Annotated in this window: 18 protein-coding genes and 1 riboswitch; of the genes, 8 read left to right on the forward strand and 10 right to left on the reverse strand. The window is 59.1% G+C overall.

Annotation, left to right across the window (positions count from 1 at the left end; translation table 11 throughout):
• Positions 1-10: 10 nt before the first annotated feature.
• The gene (locus tag H6G07_RS22485; protein ID WP_073610431.1) at positions 11-1966 is read right to left on the reverse strand and encodes an FAD-dependent oxidoreductase; all 1956 of its coding nucleotides are present in this window, start codon (positions 1964-1966) and stop codon (positions 11-13) included.
• A 138-nt stretch (positions 1967-2104) separates the two neighbouring features.
• Between H6G07_RS22485 and H6G07_RS22490 the strand changes: the two genes are divergently transcribed.
• The 3 genes from H6G07_RS22490 (at position 2105) to H6G07_RS22500 (ending at position 3802) form a co-directional block, all read left to right on the forward strand.
• The gene (locus tag H6G07_RS22490) at positions 2105-2521 is read left to right on the forward strand and encodes a DUF8631 domain-containing protein (RefSeq protein ID WP_073610432.1); all 417 of its coding nucleotides are present in this window, start codon (positions 2105-2107) and stop codon (positions 2519-2521) included.
• A 324-nt stretch (positions 2522-2845) separates the two neighbouring features.
• Positions 2846-3034: a TLTLP motif-containing protein gene (locus tag H6G07_RS22495; RefSeq protein ID WP_073610433.1), complete on the forward strand. Its 189-nt coding sequence runs from the start codon at positions 2846-2848 to the stop codon at positions 3032-3034.
• A 258-nt stretch (positions 3035-3292) separates the two neighbouring features.
• Positions 3293-3802 carry an inorganic diphosphatase gene (locus H6G07_RS22500; protein ID WP_073610434.1) on the forward strand — a complete coding sequence of 170 codons (510 nt, stop codon included), beginning with the start codon at positions 3293-3295 and terminating at the stop codon, positions 3800-3802.
• 126 nt (positions 3803-3928) lie between these two features.
• Here H6G07_RS22500 and H6G07_RS22505 read toward each other — a convergent pair whose 3' ends face one another.
• Entirely contained in the window at positions 3929-4228 is a 300-nt protein-coding gene (locus H6G07_RS22505; protein ID WP_035992149.1) for a ferredoxin, read from the reverse strand.
• 431 nt (positions 4229-4659) lie between these two features.
• Positions 4660-4824: a hypothetical protein gene (locus H6G07_RS22510; protein WP_171973082.1), complete on the reverse strand. Its 165-nt coding sequence runs from the start codon at positions 4822-4824 to the stop codon at positions 4660-4662.
• A gap of 122 nt (positions 4825-4946) precedes the next feature.
• On the opposite strand from H6G07_RS22510, the gene H6G07_RS22515 reads away from it, so the two are divergent.
• The gene (locus H6G07_RS22515; RefSeq protein ID WP_073610435.1) at positions 4947-6377 is read left to right on the forward strand and encodes an FAD-binding domain-containing protein; all 1431 of its coding nucleotides are present in this window, start codon (positions 4947-4949) and stop codon (positions 6375-6377) included.
• Between the two features lie 29 nt (positions 6378-6406).
• On the opposite strand, the gene H6G07_RS22520 is transcribed toward H6G07_RS22515, so the two are convergent.
• Positions 6407-8053 carry an ABC1 kinase family protein gene (locus tag H6G07_RS22520; RefSeq protein ID WP_073610436.1) on the reverse strand — a complete coding sequence of 549 codons (1647 nt, stop codon included), beginning with the start codon at positions 8051-8053 and terminating at the stop codon, positions 6407-6409.
• A 118-nt stretch (positions 8054-8171) separates the two neighbouring features.
• Positions 8172-8346: riboswitch (cobalamin riboswitch) on the forward strand.
• 31 nt (positions 8347-8377) lie between these two features.
• Here H6G07_RS22520 and H6G07_RS22525 point away from each other — a divergent pair.
• Positions 8378-9058 (forward strand): HupE/UreJ family protein, encoded by a 681-nt coding sequence (locus H6G07_RS22525; protein ID WP_073610437.1) that lies wholly within the window; start codon positions 8378-8380, stop codon positions 9056-9058.
• Positions 9059-9229: 171 nt separating this feature from the next.
• Positions 9230-9841 (forward strand): hypothetical protein, encoded by a 612-nt coding sequence (locus H6G07_RS22530; RefSeq protein WP_073610438.1) that lies wholly within the window; start codon positions 9230-9232, stop codon positions 9839-9841.
• 47 nt (positions 9842-9888) lie between these two features.
• On the opposite strand, the gene H6G07_RS22535 is transcribed toward H6G07_RS22530, so the two are convergent.
• The 3 genes from H6G07_RS22535 to H6G07_RS22545 all read right to left on the reverse strand — a co-directional run bounded on the left by H6G07_RS22535 (position 9889) and on the right by H6G07_RS22545 (position 12067).
• Positions 9889-10881: a ligase-associated DNA damage response exonuclease gene (locus H6G07_RS22535; protein WP_073610439.1), complete on the reverse strand. Its 993-nt coding sequence runs from the start codon at positions 10879-10881 to the stop codon at positions 9889-9891.
• Between the two features lie 150 nt (positions 10882-11031).
• Positions 11032-11316 (reverse strand): DUF3493 domain-containing protein, encoded by a 285-nt coding sequence (locus tag H6G07_RS22540; RefSeq protein WP_073610440.1) that lies wholly within the window; start codon positions 11314-11316, stop codon positions 11032-11034.
• Between the two features lie 133 nt (positions 11317-11449).
• Entirely contained in the window at positions 11450-12067 is a 618-nt protein-coding gene (locus H6G07_RS22545; protein WP_073610441.1) for a hypothetical protein, read from the reverse strand.
• Positions 12068-12283: 216 nt separating this feature from the next.
• Between H6G07_RS22545 and H6G07_RS22550 the strand changes: the two genes are divergently transcribed.
• Positions 12284-12694 carry a cupin domain-containing protein gene (locus H6G07_RS22550; RefSeq protein WP_073610481.1) on the forward strand — a complete coding sequence of 137 codons (411 nt, stop codon included), beginning with the start codon at positions 12284-12286 and terminating at the stop codon, positions 12692-12694.
• A gap of 69 nt (positions 12695-12763) precedes the next feature.
• Here the strand turns inward: H6G07_RS22550 and H6G07_RS22555 are convergent, their stop codons facing one another.
• Together H6G07_RS22555 and H6G07_RS22560 are read right to left on the reverse strand one after the other, a co-directional pair.
• Positions 12764-14908 (reverse strand): glycoside hydrolase family 10-like protein, encoded by a 2145-nt coding sequence (locus H6G07_RS22555; RefSeq protein ID WP_073610442.1) that lies wholly within the window; start codon positions 14906-14908, stop codon positions 12764-12766.
• Positions 14909-14937: 29 nt separating this feature from the next.
• A complete protein-coding gene (locus H6G07_RS22560) occupies positions 14938-15294 on the reverse strand; it encodes a translation initiation factor (RefSeq protein ID WP_084173499.1) in 357 nt (118 codons plus the stop codon).
• Between the two features lie 231 nt (positions 15295-15525).
• Here H6G07_RS22560 and H6G07_RS22565 point away from each other — a divergent pair, with 231 nt between their 5' ends.
• On the forward strand, positions 15526-16269 hold the full coding sequence (locus tag H6G07_RS22565) for a succinate dehydrogenase/fumarate reductase iron-sulfur subunit (protein ID WP_073610443.1): 744 nt from the start codon (positions 15526-15528) through the stop codon (positions 16267-16269).
• Positions 16270-16341: 72 nt separating this feature from the next.
• On the opposite strand, the gene H6G07_RS22570 is transcribed toward H6G07_RS22565, so the two are convergent.
• Positions 16342-17373, reverse strand: a complete 1032-nt coding sequence (locus tag H6G07_RS22570) for a WD40 repeat domain-containing protein (protein ID WP_073610444.1) — start codon at positions 17371-17373, stop codon at positions 16342-16344.
• Positions 17374-17448: the final 75 nt, after the last annotated feature.

The following is a 17448-nucleotide window of genomic DNA, read 5'->3' on the forward strand; positions in this document are numbered from 1 at the left end:
TATCGCAACGCTACCAATGGGTTTTTAGCCCTTGCAGCCGCATGACCTCCTGGAGTGCCCCCATAGACCCACTGGGGATCACAGCGACTGGGTCACCGACAGGCGCACTGGCTGATACTAACCAGCCTGCGGTCACTCCGGCGGCAGCCCCCACCTGCCACTCACCGTAGTGAATGCGGGTTGAAGCGTTCGCAATATGGGTAGCGGCTAGGGGCTTACCGCCGATCAGCAAATTGTCGACCCCCTGGGGAATCAGACTCTCCAATGGAATCTGCACCGGCTTGATTCGGGGCTCCTGGGCTGGAGCGGAAACCGCTTCTCCTGAGGGCAGCCAGTTGCGATAGCGACAGCCGTGGATATCGATCGCATAGTGGGTCAGCCCAACGGTGGTGGGGCTAAAATCGCGCTGGCCGGGAAAATCGTAGCGCAGATCGTTTTCGCGAATCATAAACTCATCTTGGCCGTAGGCAGCGCGGCCCACAATTCGCCGCCCCTCGCGAAAGTAGGGCACCATGCTGAGGCCCGACAGCGTGCCCATAGGGCTATCGGCTCCGTAGAGGTAGGCCAGTGGATAGTTGGGTCCAGACTGGGTTTCAAGCAGCCAGCGGGCAAACATCAGCGCATTCTCTTCGCCAAATTTAAGCGCTGACGCTGATAGGCCCCCCATCCAGTTTTGGTGCTGGCCAGCGGCCTCTAGCGCAGTGGCGTTGAGCAGTAGCGGTGGATCCATCCAGTTCCAGTCATTACCCCGGTTCCAGTTGATCATGGAGATGTCGCCCGCAACGGGAGCGCTGGTGTAGGGATTGCCCCGGTTTTGGCTGACGATGCGTCGGTAGTGAAAGACGCTCTTGCCCGCAAAAAACGGAAATCCTTCTAAATCAAACGAGGCTTGGTGTTCATGGAGGCCGTAGGTAGGCTGTAGCCGCATCAGAGCCGCCAGGCTATCGCCTCCGTCATTGTGAATGCCGAGGGCAAAGGGGTAGGTAAAGGCCTGGGTACAGTCGGGGTTGTCAAAGGCGGCGGCGTTAGGCTCCCCCGTGGTTGCCTTCGACTCAGACCCGAGCCGGTAGGGCACCTTGGCCCAGGCCACTAGCTCGCCCGTGTCGGTGGCGTCAATTACGATCATTGGCTGGCCAGGGGGCGGTTGGAGCTTGACGGGTACGCGATCAAACTCGGCGGTGGGCGACCAGCTATACCACTCGGCCAGCTCCGCCGACAGTCGTCCCACAGGCTGATAGCCAGGATCTTTAGGAATGCGCCGTACCCCATAGACCGCCGTGATGCGGCGGCCCGTGGCGTCAAACTCAGCTCCCTTAAACGCCGTCATCGCGGCCCAGCGGCTGGCAGGGGCGCTGGGCTTAGTATCAGTTAAGAACTGTTCTGAGGCCTTGGCCCCGGCCTGGGGGGGAAAGCACAGGGTGCCCACCCAACAGCTATTGATGTCGGCCACCGATCGCGGGCTACCGCCTGGGCTCCAGGTCGGCAGGTTAACCACCTGCTGCTTAATCAACTGTCGGAACCGCTGCCAGCTAGGGGACAGATTGTTGGCCTGGCGCATGCGCAGCGATTCATCGAGGGCAGAGACACCCTGGGAGCTAATCTGCCCCCCCAGCCAGGGGGCAACTTCGATCAGGCAGGTGGTGGCACCGCTGGCCATGGCGTGGGCAGCGGCAGCCACCCCACCGAGGGAGCCGCCCACCACCACCACCTGGCATTCCCAGACCTCTTTGAACTGGGGCATTGGGTCGATGCGGGGGCGACCGTTAAACACAATGGGCTGCGGCACGTTACGCACCCGCAGGGCTGGGGTGATGTCGCCTCCCGCCCCCGGCGAGGGAGTGGGCGACCAGCGCGATGCCGTGAGCCCGGCGATCGCCCCTACCCCAAACATCAGGGCAGCCAGCCCTGGCAAATGTCGCCACTGTCGCCAGATTTGTCGCTGAGTCTGCCTGCGATCGCCCTTCACACGTAAATCCTAGTTAACGCTGCCAAGGTTTTAGCACACCTTTACCCAGGCGATCGCCCTTTGGCACGCTCTGTTACAGGGCATTCCAGCCCAGGATGAACCTGATACAGTAGCCACAGATCCGCTACGTTCTGCCCTATGTCCCCCGATTCGCCCTTTGTTGTCAACCCCACTGACGGTGCCACCCCTGCCCCAACCTCCAAATGGATAGGAACCGCCGAAGATATCGGGGCACTGCTGTCGGTAGACGCGGTGCAAAAGTACCTCAACCGATCGCGGGCCTCGGTCTACCGCTACGCCAACACCGACCCCGGCAACCTCAACCCTCCCTACAACCCAACCAAGCTCAACCCCGAAGTGCGCCGCGACAAAGACGAGCCCCTTGAATTTCGTCCCCAGGAAGTGCGCCGCTTCGCTGAAGAAATACTGGGCCTGCATCCCACCATTCAGGTGCAGCCCCCCGAAGAGACGATCACCCACGACTTGATGCGGCAGATATTGCAGGAAATGCGGGCGATTCGGCTGCTGTTGGAGAAGCGGGAGGGTGGGGAGTAGGGAGTGTGATATCCGTAGTTCTCCGCAGCCGTCGGGAATGCTAGATTCAGAAGTGGTTTAAACCTGTAGCCTTGGTTTGGCCAAAGGTTCAGCCTTTGGAGTGATCAATGTCATGGATCGATTGCTATAACCTTGCATATAGTTTCAATGGAACCATTTTTTACTCCAAGATCGTCGATACTCTCGTCCAGGATGAGTACACGTCGGTGGTAGTCTCGACCGAGTCTACCTACGAAGGTTGGATATGTGGGATGGTCTGAGCTTTCTGGGCCTCGGCCTCGACCTTAGATTGATATCCCTTGTTGAATTCTGTTATCTCACTGTATGGATTCTGCCAGTCAACCGGATACCCCTGTGGGGGAACCTCCTAGTCCTTCATCTAACGTGTTGGGCATTTTAATTGCGGTACTAACCCTAACTCTGCCACTGTTTGTAGTCGCCCATTTTTCAACGGCGACGGCAGAACTAGAACAACCCCCGACCTTCTCGGTACCAGCGGCGGCGGGGCGCTAGGGCAAGACCCAGGGCACGGGTAGGGCGCACTATAGGGACGTTCACGCAGTGTCCACAGAGGAGAATTGCCGCCTAATAATTCTGCTGATTTGTTTGGGGCGGTAGACTAAACCATGCGGAAAAGGAGCCACTGCCCCGTAGAATACTATGGCGGCAGGACTTGTGCGGAAGCCTGGCGACCGTACTTAGCCGTGCGCTGGGGAAAAGTCTAAGCTTTCTGCCCTGTACATTCAGCTTTTTATTGATTGGAGTAGTGTTGTGGATCTATCGCGTATTCCAGCTCAGCCTGAGCCGGGACTGATCAACGTGCTGGTGGAGATTACCGGCGGCAGCAAAAACAAGTACGAGTTTGACAAAGACTTAAACGCGTTTATTTTAGACCGGGTATTGTTTTCGTCGGTGAAATATCCCTACGACTACGGCTTTGTGCCCAACACCCTGGCGGACGATGGCGACCCCCTCGACGGCATGGTGCTGATGGATGAGCCCACCTTCCCCGGCTGTGTGATTGCGGCGCGGCCCATCGGCATGCTGGAGATGATCGACGGCGGCGATCGCGATGAGAAAATCCTCTGCGTACCCGCCGCTGATCCCCGCTACCGCAGCGTCAAATCGCTGGACGACGTCGCCCCCCACCGCCTCGACGAGATCGCCGAGTTCTTCCGCTCCTACAAAAACTTGGAGAAGAAGGTGACCGAAATCCTCGGCTGGCAGAACGTCGATAAGGTTGCAGCTTTGGTAGAGCAGTGTATCGCGGCAGCGAAATAATACCTCTGGTGCGCGTTTAAAGCACTAGTCATAAAAAAAGGATGCTTCTTTGGCGAAGCATCCTTTTTTTGTCAGAAAACCCGTTTGGAGGCCTGGCCCCGCCGAGCGCGACCAGGCGCTTCAGACCTAGTAGAGTTCTTCTTCTTGGTGGGTCAAGATGGTGCAGTCGGAGGTGGGGTAGGCAACGCAGGTCAACACGTAGCCAGCGCCGATCTGGTCATCATCCAAGAAGGACTGATCGGATTGGTCAACGGTGCCAGCGGTGATTTTGCCAGCACAGGTGGAGCAAGCCCCAGCCCGGCAGGAATAGGGCAGGTCTAGACCCTGCTCTTCAGCAGCGTCAAGAATGTAAGTATCGTCATCGACGTCGATGGTTTGGTTGAGCCCTTCAGCCTCGTTAATCAACGTAACCTTGTAGGTTGCCATGGTGCTATCCTCTCGTCAAATACAGATTGCAGATCGATCTTTAGGCTACAGAACACCCTTCGGATAACGTTTCCAGGATTTGTTCTGAGCAGACCTAACACAACTTTGATACTACGGGAAAACCTGGAGCCTGTCTTGCCTTTTTCACCCCTGGCTGAACGGGATTCGTAATCAAACCGATTAGTAATGGGTTGATTTGCTTATACCCTGTTAGGATCCCAAACGTAAGATAGTGGCGATCGCGCGGTTAAACCCGTACAGCTTTTCTCAATATCTGTTCACAAAACGTAGGGCAGCCTGGGCATCAGGCTACCCCCGCAGCGAATTCAAACAGCGGCTTACGGACACCGACTGTCCACCATTGGCGTTCCAATCGGTGGATTGGCCCCGATGCCCTTGGCTGACGTCCCTTTAAAGAACTAGCGGAAAAACTAGGCCTTGCGGCTGTGCTCAGACAGTTGCAGGTTGAACTCGGCCTGGGTCAGCAGAGCCGCCACCTGGCAGGCCACATCGGGCGACAGGGTGGGCTGACTCTCGGTGACAAAGTCGAGGTAGCCATTGAAGGTACGCATGATAATTTGCTTATTTTGCAGCATGGTTGATCTCCTTAGGGTGAGCCGCCGACAAACGGGTGCTGCCCCATAATAAAAGCTGCTCAACCCGAGGAGCTAATGTCGTTATACTGAATCGGTTTGCTGAGCAAGGGCGAGCTGCATCTATGGCCGATTTACTGTTGTTTTGGCACCGTCGCGATCTGCGCCTAGGAGATAATGTCGGGTTGGCAGCGGCGCGCGATCGCACCCCCCAAGTAGTCGGCGTATTTTGCCTCGACCCCGACATTCTGGGCAACGGCGATGTCGCCCCGGCACGGGTTGCCTACATGATCGGCTGTCTGGAAAAATTGCAGGATAGCTACGCCCAAGCCGGTGGCCAGCTACTCATTCTCCAGGGTGATCCCCGCGCCCAGATTCCGGCGCTGGCCAAGGCGCTAGCTGCCGATGCCGTTTACTGGAACCGCGATGTCGAACCTTACTCGCGCCAGCGCGATACGGCGGTGGTCGAGGCCCTCAAGGAAGCTGGCATAGAGTTTCGCACCACTTTTTGGGATCAGCTGCTCCACGAGCCGGGCGACATTCGCACCGGCGCAGGCGACCCCTACACGGTGTACACCCCCTTCTGGCGCAACTGGGTAAAGCGATCTAAGGCTGCGCCCCTGCCGACACCGGAGGGGCTGAAATCCTTGACTGCTCATCAGGTTAAGGCAGCGAAGCAGGCGGGCTGCATCGATTTGCCCAGCCCGGCGGATTTGGGATTTGGCTGGGAGAACGGCTTCCCGGTCGAGCCGGGGGAGCAGGGTGCCCTGGAGCGGCTGGAGGAGTTTTGCGACGGCAGTCAAGCCATCGAAGGCTACGACGAGCAGCGCAACTTTCCCTTTGTGGATGGCACCTCGCGGCTCAGTGCGGCGTTGAAGTTTGGGGCTGTGGGCATTCGCACGGTGTGGGCCGCCGCCGAGGCTGCCTACGGGCGCAGCCGCAGCGACGAAACCCGCAACAATGTGCAGACCTGGCAGCAGGAGCTGGCTTGGCGCGAGTTTTACCAGCACGTGATGTATTTCTTTCCAGAATTGGCCGATGGCCCCTATCGCCAGCCGCTGAAGGATTTTCCTTGGGACAACAACGACGATCACTTTGCCGCCTGGTGCGAGGGGCGCACCGGCTACCCGATTGTCGATGCCGCCATGCGCCAGCTCAACGAAATCGGCTGGATGCACAACCGCTGCCGCATGATTGTGGCTAGCTTTCTCACCAAAGATTTGATCATTAACTGGCAGTGGGGCGAGAAATATTTTATGCAGCACCTGGTAGACGGAGACCTGTCGGCCAACAACGGCGGCTGGCAGTGGAGCGCCTCTAGCGGTATGGATCCCAAACCGCTGCGGATTTTTAACCCCGCCAGCCAAGCCCAAAAGTTTGACGCCGAGGCCGAGTACATCCGTCAGTGGGTGCCGGAACTACGTTCGCTGGATACAGGAGCTTTGGTGACGGGGAAGATTAGGGAGCGCGATCGCGGCGACTACCCTGCCCCCATCGTCGATCACAAAATTCAGCAGGCGCTCTTTAAAGATAAGTACAAAGCTCAGAGAGGCTAACGGCAAAGGCCCTAAACGCTGGGCACAGTCTACCGCCGCCGTCGCGGTCGCACAATGCTAAACAGCAGCCATAGCCCAAAGAAACTGGCCGCCGCAAACAAAATAATGCTCAAGATCTGCCCTTGGGATGTCTGCTGCCCCGTGGACACGATCGCCGCCCCAATGATTAGCGCCGCCACCACGGTACTAAAGGCATGGCGGTTAGAAGATTCATCTAGGCTGCGGCGCAGGTCGTCTAGCCCCTGAATGCTGAGACTAAACTTGAGCTGCTCTGAACTGAGGCGATCGAGCAAAAAGCCCAGCTGGCGCGGCGAACTCAGCGACAGGTTGCGAAACTCTAGCCCCGTGCGCAGCAGCGATTGCAGCGGGTCATCCCCCACCATCTGCTGGCGAAACAGATCGGCCATCAGCGGGCGTACCTCCTCGAGCAGGTTGACGCCGGGGTTAAACTGCCGAACCGCCCCCTCTAGATTGGCGAGGGACTTGGTAAACAACCCCACGTTGGCGGGCCAGCGCAGGTTGTTGCGAATGCCCGCCGCCAAGATTTCACCAAAAATTTCGGCGGTGTTGATCTGCTCTAGGCTGAGGCCGTAGTAGCGACCCAGCAGCCGGGTATAGTCGCTCTCTAGGCGCGCCAGGTTGACGGGTTTGAGGGGTTCGGCCAGTTGCAGGGTGAGCTGGCAGCAGCGCTGGGCGTCACAGCTAACAATCGCTAGCACCATCTCGGTCATGGTATTGCGGGTGCGAGGATCCATATGGCCCATCATGCCGCAGTCGAGCAGGGCCAGGCGACCATCTGCCAAGTAAAAAATGTTGCCGGGGTGGGGATCGGCGTGGAAAAACCCATCCACAAAATACTGTTTGAAGAAGGCCCGAAACAGCAGCGTGGTGGCAGCCGATCGCAGGCCAACGACATCGCTGTGGGCATCTTCGGCCAGCAAATCGGCCTTGAGCAGAGGAGTGCCTTCCAGCCACTCCATGGTCATAATCTTTGTATTGGTCAGATCCCAATAGATCTGCGGTACGACCAACTGGCTAGCGTCGTACCAGGCGCTTTTAGACAGGTTGCGCCGCAGCTGGTCGGTATAGCCCGCCTCAGTGGTGAAGTCGAGTTCGGCATTGATGGCATCGGCAAACTCTTCGGCCAACTCCACGACGTTGTAGCGCTGGCCAAACTGGGTGGCTGATACCAGCCGGGCGATATCGCGAATCAGAGTCATATCGCGTTCGACCTGGCGCTCAATGCCGGGGCGCTGCACCTTGAGGGCGACCTGGCGGCCATCTTTGAGCACGGCCTTGTGGGTTTGGGCAATGGAACCGGCGGCGATCGCTTGATAGTCCAGCCGTTCAAACAGCTCCTCGGGGGGCTTACCCAGGTGCTGACGAATGTAGGCCTCGATCTCCTTGGGGTCTACCGAGGGTACAGTGGTTTGCAGGCTGCTGAGTTCCTCAATGTAGGCCCGGGGCATGAGGTCGGGTCGAGTGCTCAACAGCTGGCCCAGCTTGACGTAGACCGGCCCCAGGTCAGTCAGAATGTTGCGCAGCACCGCTGGGGGCGGAATCTCGGGCTCATCGGCTTTGCCCCCCACCAACAGCCGCCGCATATAGTCCCAGCCGTTGCCAAGCACCACTTCAATAATTTCTTTTTGCCGAGCCAGACGAGACGATGAAACCATTGGGGGCAGAGGTAGGTTTTGCTCGATGCTAGCGCACCCAGAGTCAGGCGTTGGCTGCCTGTAGTGCGCCAGGTGACTATTGATAAACCAACGGCGGGGCCGGATTCACCCGGTGCTATGATGCTTGGGCGCTGTCGGTTCCGGTGGGGATCAGCCACTGGAGGCAAGGGGGAAAGTGCAGTGCAAGACTGCCGCTGTCCCGCAGCTGTGAAGCTGTTTTGGGGTTGAACGGAGCTATCTCGCCAACCACAAAGTAGCCGAGCCAGAACGCCCGCCGATCGCCGATCTGCTTTCCACTGTTCTTTCTTCGTCTGCGAGGTACGGATGAGTTATCACGTTGCTGCCCTGAGAACTATCAGAGCCGGTCTGCTATCCAAGTCTGCGGGTAGGGGCGCGGTAGGAGCTCTGGCCCTGCTGCTGCTACTGCCTCTGCCCAGCCTGGCCCACCATCCGCTTGGGGGCCGAGTGCCCGCCAACTTTGCCGAGGGGTTTTTGTCGGGTCTGGCCCACCCCATCATTGGCCTCGATCATCTAGCGTTTGTGGTAGCGGTGGGCCTACTGGCAGCCGTTAGCACTTGGGGAATCGCGATTCCTGCTGCCTTTGTGATGGCGGCTATGGTTGGTACGGGGCTGCACCTAGCGGAGCTAACGCTACCGGCAGCAGAGTTGGTGATTGCTGGCTCGGTGCTTGGGTCTGGGGTGCTGCTGGCACTCCGTAACCGACCCCAGAGCGGCGCGATCGCTGGTTTGGCGGTGCTAGCTGGGTTATTCCACGGCTTTGCCTACGGCGAGGCCATTTTTGGCGCAGAATCGATGCCGTTAGTGGCCTATCTAGCTGGGTTTACAGCGGTGCAGTTGGGGATCGCGATCGCCGCCTTCCTTCTGGGGCGACAGCTTACCCAACGGTCTACGACACACCTCGTGCAGCAAGCGGGCCTGGTGATCTGCGGCATTGGGGCGACGTTTCTCGCCACTGCGCTCCTCAACGGTCTGCTGCCTGCCTAGGCGCGTGAAACAGGAGTTGGGAAAACGCCATGGAGCACCTGTCGTTTCCAAATCGTGCCAAATTCTCTCCCTTAAGCTGAGCCTGTTGCAGAATAGGCACAAGGAATCAGTCTAGCTGCTCAGTCTGACGGTATGCTTAAGCCGTTTAGTTGAGCCAGTGGTGCATTCCCTATGACCCTATCCCCTGCTTGGGCGGCGGCCCTGTTTATGCCTGCGACAGTGGGGTTGCTATACCAGGCGGTGCAGCCCCATCCCTGGCCCAATCGCCTGCTGGCGCTGGCGCTGATGCTGATGAGTCTAGAGCAGGCCCATATGGCCCGGGTTGACCTACGCCATAGAGACTTAGTGGGGCAACGCACCCGCGATCCGCGCCTGGGCCACTTTGGTCGCGTGGTCGTGCTGGCGATCGCCGGTCAAGTAGCAGGCTTTTCCATCGCTGCCCTGGGCCATCTGGGCTGGGGCATGGGGCTGATCTTGGTCAGCCTGTTGGGGTTTAACCTGGCGGCTACCATTCGTCTAGAGCCCGCTAGCCCAAAGCCAATTCAGTCAGCGGGCTGGCGATCGCGCCTCGATGTGCTGGGGTTAGATGCGATCGCCCTCGTGCTCGCCATCCTGTGGATTGCCCAGCGGGCCCAGGGTTGGGTAGCCGGGGGCTTGTTCGCCATTACCGTGCTCTACGGCAGCAGCAAACTGGTGGCCTACGTCACGGCCCTGCGCTCAGATTCAACGATCCATGTCGCCCACGCCACTCAAGAGCATCCACAGACCTCCCAGCAAAATTAATAAGGCCAGTCCGCCCATCGCTCCATCTAACCAAGACGTCGCTTCCATTAAATGTCCCCTTCTCCCTCAAACAGCGTCTCCAGGGGCATGGCCTCTAGGTTCAACGATTCTTGCAGATAGCGCGACACCACGTCTGACTGACCGTGGGTAACGTACACCGTTTTAGCTCCCGTATCTTTCACCGTTTGGATCAGCCCCGGCCAGTCGGCGTGGTCAGAAAGCACAAACCCGCGCTCATAGCCCCGTCGCCGCCGCGCCCCCCGCACCGCCATCCACCCCGAGGCAAAGGCCGTTTGGGGATGCTTAAACCGCTTCATCCAGCTAGAGCGGTGGCCCGAGGGCGGGGCCAGCACCAGCTCACCCGTGAAGCTATGGGTGCGGGGCAGCTCTGAGGTGCAGATAGTGGGCACCATGGCCACGCCCTGCTCGCGATAGATTTCAGTCAGCACATGAATTGCGCCGTGGACGTAGACGGGGCGATCGGTGAGCTGGGTTAGTTCACTCAGCACCCGCTGGGCTTTGCCAAAGGCGTAGCAAAATAGAATTGACGGGCGATCGCGATCGCCCTGCCACCAGTCGTAGATCTGGCGGGTGGTCTCAGCGCCACTCTCCCATCGGTAAATCGGCAGACCAAAAGTAGCCTCAGTGATAAACGTGTCGCAGGGCACCACCTCAAAGGGAGCACAGGAGGGGTCGGCACCGCGCTTGTAGTCGCCCGACACCACCCACACCTCATCCCGGTGCTCCACGCGAATCTGCGCCGAACCCAGCACATGCCCCGCCGAGTGAAACGACACCCAGGTTTCGCCCAGCTTGAGCTTGTCGCCATAGGCAACTCCCTGAAGCCGAATATCTTCCCCTAGCCGCCGCCGCAAAATGCCCTCTGATTGAGCAGTAGCGATGTACTGGGTCGAGCCCGATCGCGCATGGTCGCTGTGAGCATGGGTAATCAGCGCCGTCTCCACCCCGCGCCAGGGGTCAATGTAGAAGCCGCCTTTTTCACAGTAGAGCCCCTCAGGGCGCACGGTAATTAGTGTCATCGGTTTAGAAGGGTGGCAAGCTAACGGTTTCAAAAGTTAGTACGTTAGAAATCTGACCAGCTAATAAGAATTCAGAGTTTGAGGTTCACCAACTGCCTTAAACCCTAACCTCTGAACCGCTAGAGCTTCCACAATCAGCTTGGTCAAGTACTAATCTTTCTTCTCTAGCCGAAACAGCAGCACTACGATGCCGATCACCCCAAGCTGCACCCCTAAGTTGGGCAGAGCGCTGCCGACATCACGCCCGGCCAACAGTTGGGTAAAGAAGACAAACGCCCCGATCGCCCCCGAAGCCCCTACGGCCCCATAGACAAACTTGCGCAGACTTTTGTAGGGCGCTTGAGCTTCAGCTTTCAGCCGGGCATATTTTTCAGGGCTCATGCCCTTGGGGGGAGTGTCTGGCAGTTGGTCGGGGCGGCTATATTCAGGGCGCATCAATCGGGCCTTAATCGGAACATACTGTCATCCTACAAGGCATTCCCTGAGCAGTGACGGCTGAGTCAGCTGCCCTGCACCTCGACAGTTACCTTAGAAATTGCTCCCCCAAGTTGACCTCTGGTGGGTTGCGCTACCGGAAATTGCAGGCTACCCCAGCCCACAAGTTGGTAATGGTGCCAGTGGGTTCAGGCGAGGTGAGTAGCCCAAAGAGATCCCCTGCCGAAAACTCGACCCCGAGGGAACTGTCTAACAGTTCGACAGTGTAGGCTTCTTCTAACTCCTGGCGGGTAGAGCCAATGCCAACGCCTGCTGCGGTGGTCAGGGCGGTGTCGTCGTCACCGGGCTGCACGGCCCAGCCCACAAAGGTGTCGTCAGCAGCGTTTAACGCTAAACCATTAGACCAGGTGGCGATCGTCAACGGACCCGAGGGGCACTCGCTGTTCTCGCCGGTTTCCTCAGGTTCGCCCAAAACCTGGGTGACAGCATCTAGGGTGGAGTCCATGTCACTGGCAAAGGCTAAAGCAGTGGTCGATCCCGTTTGCAAATTTACCAGCTGTAGCCCTTCCCCTGCCAAAATCAAGCCAACCTCCTCGGACTGAGGCGTTTCAGCAGGTATTTCTGTGGGGGCTTCTGCGTCTGTGGGGGCTGGATCTGGGGCGGTAGTCTCACTGGTGCAAGCAGTGGTGGCGATCAGTAGCGATAGCCCCAGCAGGGCGAGGGTTTGAGAAAATTGATTTTTTTTAGGCATAGCTCTAAAGGTTTTGGGTTATGACTGGAGAGATACGGCTTGGGCAGAGGGGTTACCCGGTTGTCAGCCGCTAGCCATTCATCACCATGATTGCTGCCGTAGCTCTACACTAATGCCCTATCAGGATACGTGGGGGTGCGTCATGGCAGCATTAAGTCTTGTGGTCAAACCCACTCTGGCTATCTCACACTGACCCGCATCTTGGAGGAAACCGTCATGGTTGATTCAGCCGCTTTCACTGCCGCCGATGCCGAAATTGTTACCGTGCGACCCCAGCACGACACCGCAACGCTGCAAAAGCTGCCCTACTTTGTCGGCATCTCTGGAGCCACGGCGGGCTCCCACGGCATTTCGATGAATCTGGTGATCATTCCCCCTGGGGCCTCGGCAGAGCCCCACTTCCACAAAGACTACGAAACCGCCATTTACATTCTCCAGGGGCGGGTCAAAACGGCCTACGGCGAGGGTCTAAAGAAAACCATCGTCAACCAGGCGGGCGACTTTCTCTACATTCCGCCTGGGGTGCCCCACCAGCCTACTAACTTGAGCGACACCGAACCCGCCCAGGCGATCGTGTCTCGTAACGACCCCAACGAGCAGGAGAATGTGGTGCTATACAGCGTGTGAAGCCGCCGCCGACTCTGTCCACACCCCTCACCCCCTACCCTCTACTCCCATCTACTCCAAACACTGGTTCTACCGAGTAGGACGGGTAGCTGGCGTAGCAAAGGCCTGCTGGAGCTTGCCCACCCGCTGCTCGGCAGTCTCTGGCGGTGGCGAGATCCACAGCGATTCGTAGAAGAAGAAGGACATGCCGGAGTAGGCGCGATCGCGCACCGCCGCCATCTGATCAGTAATAAAGTCCATCTTCACCGGAGCCGCCCGCAGACCGCTAAGAATACCGATATTCACCGGAATTTTGCGCCGCGCTGCCTGAATTGAGGGCTTATTCATTTCCCACATAAAGCGGTTGTTGTCGCTGCGGTAGACCTGCACCACCAGCTCATCGACAATGCCCCGGTTGACCCAGGTGGGCCAGTCTTGCAGGTAGTTGGTAAAGGCAAAGGGGTAGGGGTTGGGCGAAATCGACACCACCGCATTGGGCCGTCGCGCCTTCACCAGTTTGTGCACCTCGGCCAAAAAGTCGGAAATTTTGCTGGCCCGCCAGGCCATCCACTCCGCATCTTGAGGATCGTTTGGTGGGGTACGACCCCCGTGCTCGGCCCGATAGAGGTTGATGGTGAAGGGGTCGTAGCCAAAGTCCACCGGCAGACCGAGGTGGTCGTCAAACTGAAAACCATCCACCTCGTAGTTTGAGACCAGCTCGTTGATCAGCTCTAGCTGAAACTTCTGCACCTGGGGATGAAACGGGTTCATCCAGCGGCGCGGAATCACGTTGCCCTCCATCCAAATGCCGGGGTCATTCACTACGTCAGGGTCGGGGAGAAAGTCGTCTTGGGCCAGCCACTGATCCGTCCGCTGCTTTTCGCGGGCCAGCTCCCCTGCTTTGGGGACATCCAAAGCGGGGGTTAGCTTGGCAGCCTGTTTAGTGTGTAGACTAGCGGCCAGTTTGGGCACATCCCTAGGTCGTGTGGAATCACGGGGAGCAAGAGGCTCTGGATCAGGGGGCGTTGGCTCAACTCGTTTTTGGGTGAACCAGTCGGGGTGGCGGCGGTAGAGTTCGTAATTGGCGGGGGCCATAAAGCCAAACTCAAACCAGGGCACCACGGCCATGCCCCGGGCGTGACCCATGGCGATCGCCTCGCGCATCATGTCGCGTTGGCCTGCCGGTCCTTGACCATCGCTTTCGCTGGCGGGGCCGGGGGCGCGCAGGTCGCCGTAAAGGTGCTGGCTCACCCCCAGCTCGCGCCGGGCAGTGGCGCTGGGGTAGAGGGTGTGGCCGTAGTTCCACACCACGGGGTAAAGCGTGTTGAAGTTGAGGTCGGCCAGACGGGTTACCGCCGCTTGCAGAGACTCAGTGGAAAACAGCACCTGGCTATCCACATTGGTTAACCACACGCCGCGCGTTTCACGGGCGGGGGAGGCTACGGCGGGGGTCTGGGCCTGGGCCACCCAGGCGGGGTCAATCGTCTGGCTCAGGGCCGGGTTATTTGGCGCAACGTGGCACAGCAAAGCCACGGCTTCGCCCCGAGTTAGCCGTTGAGTGGGGTTGAGGCGATTGCCCTGGGGATAGTTCACCACCACGCCTTGGGTGAGAGCAAGGGCCACCCCTTCGCGGGCATAGGGGGGCACCTGGCGGCCATCCTCTAGGCTGGTGTTAATGATTGTATTAGCGGCAATTTGGTAGCTGCCGCCCAGCTTGGTGGCTAGGGCCATAATGCCCTCGGCCCGCACCAGAGGGCGATCGCGCTGAAAGTAAGCATCGGGGTAGTGGGCCGCCACCGTGGGCGCGGTTTGCACGCCCAACGCCCGCTCCAGCGGGTTCGCCCATGATTGGGCTGGCCCTACGGGTGAGATCAGGTTCAACAGAGTGACGTAGTCGCCCCAGAGAATCGGGTCATTGGGGTGAAATAGCCCCCTGGCGTCGGGGGCGATCAGGCGCTGTTCGACCAGTTCCGTGATGCAGTCCTTCGCCCAGTGGTTTTGAATGTCGGTGGGGATAACGACAGGAACAGAGGGCCGGGGAAGATTGGGTCGCGGGAGAGCGAGCCCAGGCTCCGCCTGATCACCTAATTCCTGCTTAGGGCCAGTGGCCTGGGCTACCTCAACCGGAACCATTGCTACCGCCTTGGGCAGCAGGGGTAGTAGCCCTGAGCCACCCACAGCTAAAATCAGCGCAGCGCTGAAACTCAGCAGCGATCGCCGCCACCCCCTACCCATCCATCTTCTCTCCACCTGGCCCATACCCATCAACCTCCACTCCGTTTAGCCTGGTAGCCCTTGGCCACCAGGAGTTCGACTAGCTTTTGAGCGTGGTCGCCCTGAATTTCAATGGTGTCGTCTTTGGCGGTGCCGCCGGTGCCGCACTGGGCCTTGAGCTGCTTAGCCAGGGCGGTGAGCTGGTCGGGGCTGTGCTGAAACCCGTTGATGATGGTGACAGTTTTGCCGCCGCGCCCCTTGCGGCTGACCTGCACGCGCACCGTTTGCTGATTGGGGGCGCGATCGGGCACGCCCCGCGCCATCGGGTCGGCGGGGCCAAACTCGCGATAGGCGTGACGATCACCGGTTCCAGAACTGTTGCCAGCTTTATTCTTGCCCATAGCCATTACCTGAACTGCCTGATTTATACCACTGGCCGGGATACCTCGGGGCATCGCCCTAGGCCAGATCCCCCCAGAAGGCTGGACTGGGCCATGTTCCCTCCCCGGCTGTCATCAAAACTAACGATGAGTGGCGCAATGCGATGGCGGCGATCCGGGTAGCATCCAGCCGTTCTTCCCTCGAATAGGAGGACTACACTAGAACCAGCAGCTCCATCCCCCGCAACACCCGACTCTATGCAACTCCATCTCAAGGTTTGGCGTCAGGCCAATGCCGACACCCCCGGCCAGTTTTGCACCTACACCGTGGCCGATGCCCACCCCGATATGTCGTTTTTAGAGCTGCTCGACGTGCTCAACGAGCAGCTCACCCACGCGGGCGAGCTGCCGGTGGAGTTTGACCACGACTGCCGCGAGGGCATCTGCGGTTCCTGCGGCGTGATGATCGACGGCAAGGCCCACGGTGGGCTGCCCCAGACCGCCACCTGCCAGCTCTACCTACGCCACTTCAAAGACGGCGACCACATCACCATCGAACCCTGGCGGGCCAAGGGCTTTCCGGTAATCAAGGATCTGGTGGTGGATCGCTCGGCGCTCGATCGCATCGTCATGGCCGGGGGCTACATTTCCGTCAAAACCGGCTCGGCCCCAGAGGCCAACGCCATCCCTGTCCCCAAGACCAACGCCGATGCCGCCTTTGACTACGCCGCCTGCATCGGCTGCGGAGCCTGCATCGCGGCCTGCCCCAACGCCTCCGCCTCCCTATTTACCGCCGCCAAAGTCGCTCACCTGGCGCTGCTGCCCCAGGGCCATCCCGAACGCCACCAGCGGGTGCTAGCCATGGGCAACCAGATGGCCGCTGAGGGCTTTGGCGACTGCTCGAACCACGGCGAATGCCAGGCGGTGTGCCCTAAAGGGATTTCGATCGATGCGATCGCCTCCATGCGCCGGGAGTACGTACGAGCAACAGTGGGCCTTTAGAGTTTTTAGTTTTTAGTTTTGAATTTTGAATTGAGCACGGCATTCAAAACTAAAAACTAAAAACTCAATACCTCACCCCTCCTGCCAAACCCTCACCGTGCCATCCCACCCGGCACTGACCAACGTTTTGCCATTGGGGGCAAAATCTACTCCCCAAACCCAGCCCTCGTGGCCATGCAAAATAGAGATCAGGCGACCCTGCTCCATGTTCCACAGACGAATGGTGCTGTCGTTACTGGCCGTAGCCAGCAGCTTGCCGTCAGGGTTAAAGGCGAGGCTGTTAACCGGGGCTGGGTGAGCCTTAAAGCAGGTGGTCTGACGGCCACTGTTGAGTTTCCAAAAGCGCACGGTGCAGTCGGCGCTGGCGCTGGCCAGCAGCCAGTTGTTGGGACTGGCGGCTACCGCCAGCACTTCGCCGGTATGGCCCGTGAGCACGTGGTTGCGCCCCTTACCCTGAATGCGATACAGGCGAATGGTTTGATCCTGGCTGCCGCTAATTACTGTGGTGCCGTCGTGGCTGACGGCAATGGAGCGCACCCAGTGGGTATGGCCATTGAACTGATGCACGAGGGTGCGATCGCTCAGTCGCCAAACGCAAATTTTGTGGTCTTGACCGCCACTAAACAGATACTTGCCGTTGGGGCTAAAGGCAACGGCCCGCACCCAGCTGGTGTGCCCTTCTATATGGCCCCAGGCTTCTCCGGTGGTGAAATCCCATAGGCGAATGGTGTTGTCGTTGCTGACGCTGGCAAAGCAGGTGCGATCGGGGCTCACGGCGACAGCCCGCACCCAGGCCCGATGGTTGTCGATCACCCGCATGGTGTGACCGGTGGCCAGGTTCCAGACCCGCACAGTTTTGTCGCCGCTGCCGCTGACGATAAAGTTGCCGTCGGCGCTGACGACCACCGATCGCACCCAACTGCTATGACCCGTGAGCACTCGTGTACAAACCCATTTGGTAGCCCGGCGCGGTGGCACAACGACCGTGCCTCGGTCAAGGGCGGTGGCCATATCCACCAGTTCAAAGGCAGAGGGATCGCCATCCAAATCGCCCTGGGAAAGAGAGTCGGGGGGCTGAGGGGGCATGGCAAAGGTACGCAGCATAGAGCTCTATCGGTTGTTGGCAACGGCAAACATAGGCGCAGGCTGGCCCCAGTCCGTAAATTCAACGTCGACTAC

The sequence above is a fragment of the Phormidium tenue FACHB-1052 genome, assembly GCF_014696675.1.
Taxonomy (GTDB): Bacteria; Cyanobacteriota; Cyanobacteriia; order Phormidesmidales; family Phormidesmidaceae; genus Nodosilinea; species Nodosilinea tenuis_A.

Coding starts and splice junctions, on each gene's coding strand:
- H6G07_RS22560 (WP_084173499.1), bottom strand. CDS start 15,294: ATGGCTATGGGCAAGAATAAAGCTGGCAACAGTTCTGGAACCGGTGAT.
- H6G07_RS22570 (WP_073610444.1), bottom strand. CDS start 17,373: ATGCTGCGTACCTTTGCCATGCCCCCTCAGCCCCCCGACTCTCTTTCC.
- H6G07_RS22535 (WP_073610439.1), bottom strand. CDS start 10,881: ATGACACTAATTACCGTGCGCCCTGAGGGGCTCTACTGTGAAAAAGGC.
- H6G07_RS22490 (WP_073610432.1), top strand. CDS start 2,105: ATGTCCCCCGATTCGCCCTTTGTTGTCAACCCCACTGACGGTGCCACC.
- H6G07_RS22495 (WP_073610433.1), top strand. CDS start 2,846: ATGGATTCTGCCAGTCAACCGGATACCCCTGTGGGGGAACCTCCTAGT.
- H6G07_RS22510 (WP_171973082.1), bottom strand. CDS start 4,824: ATGCTGCAAAATAAGCAAATTATCATGCGTACCTTCAATGGCTACCTC.
- H6G07_RS22565 (WP_073610443.1), top strand. CDS start 15,526: ATGCAACTCCATCTCAAGGTTTGGCGTCAGGCCAATGCCGACACCCCC.
- H6G07_RS22540 (WP_073610440.1), bottom strand. CDS start 11,316: ATGCGCCCTGAATATAGCCGCCCCGACCAACTGCCAGACACTCCCCCC.
- H6G07_RS22525 (WP_073610437.1), top strand. CDS start 8,378: ATGAGTTATCACGTTGCTGCCCTGAGAACTATCAGAGCCGGTCTGCTA.
- H6G07_RS22515 (WP_073610435.1), top strand. CDS start 4,947: ATGGCCGATTTACTGTTGTTTTGGCACCGTCGCGATCTGCGCCTAGGA.
- H6G07_RS22550 (WP_073610481.1), top strand. CDS start 12,284: ATGGTTGATTCAGCCGCTTTCACTGCCGCCGATGCCGAAATTGTTACC.
- H6G07_RS22505 (WP_035992149.1), bottom strand. CDS start 4,228: ATGGCAACCTACAAGGTTACGTTGATTAACGAGGCTGAAGGGCTCAAC.
- H6G07_RS22555 (WP_073610442.1), bottom strand. CDS start 14,908: ATGGGTAGGGGGTGGCGGCGATCGCTGCTGAGTTTCAGCGCTGCGCTG.
- H6G07_RS22545 (WP_073610441.1), bottom strand. CDS start 12,067: ATGCCTAAAAAAAATCAATTTTCTCAAACCCTCGCCCTGCTGGGGCTA.
- H6G07_RS22520 (WP_073610436.1), bottom strand. CDS start 8,053: ATGGTTTCATCGTCTCGTCTGGCTCGGCAAAAAGAAATTATTGAAGTG.
- H6G07_RS22530 (WP_073610438.1), top strand. CDS start 9,230: ATGACCCTATCCCCTGCTTGGGCGGCGGCCCTGTTTATGCCTGCGACA.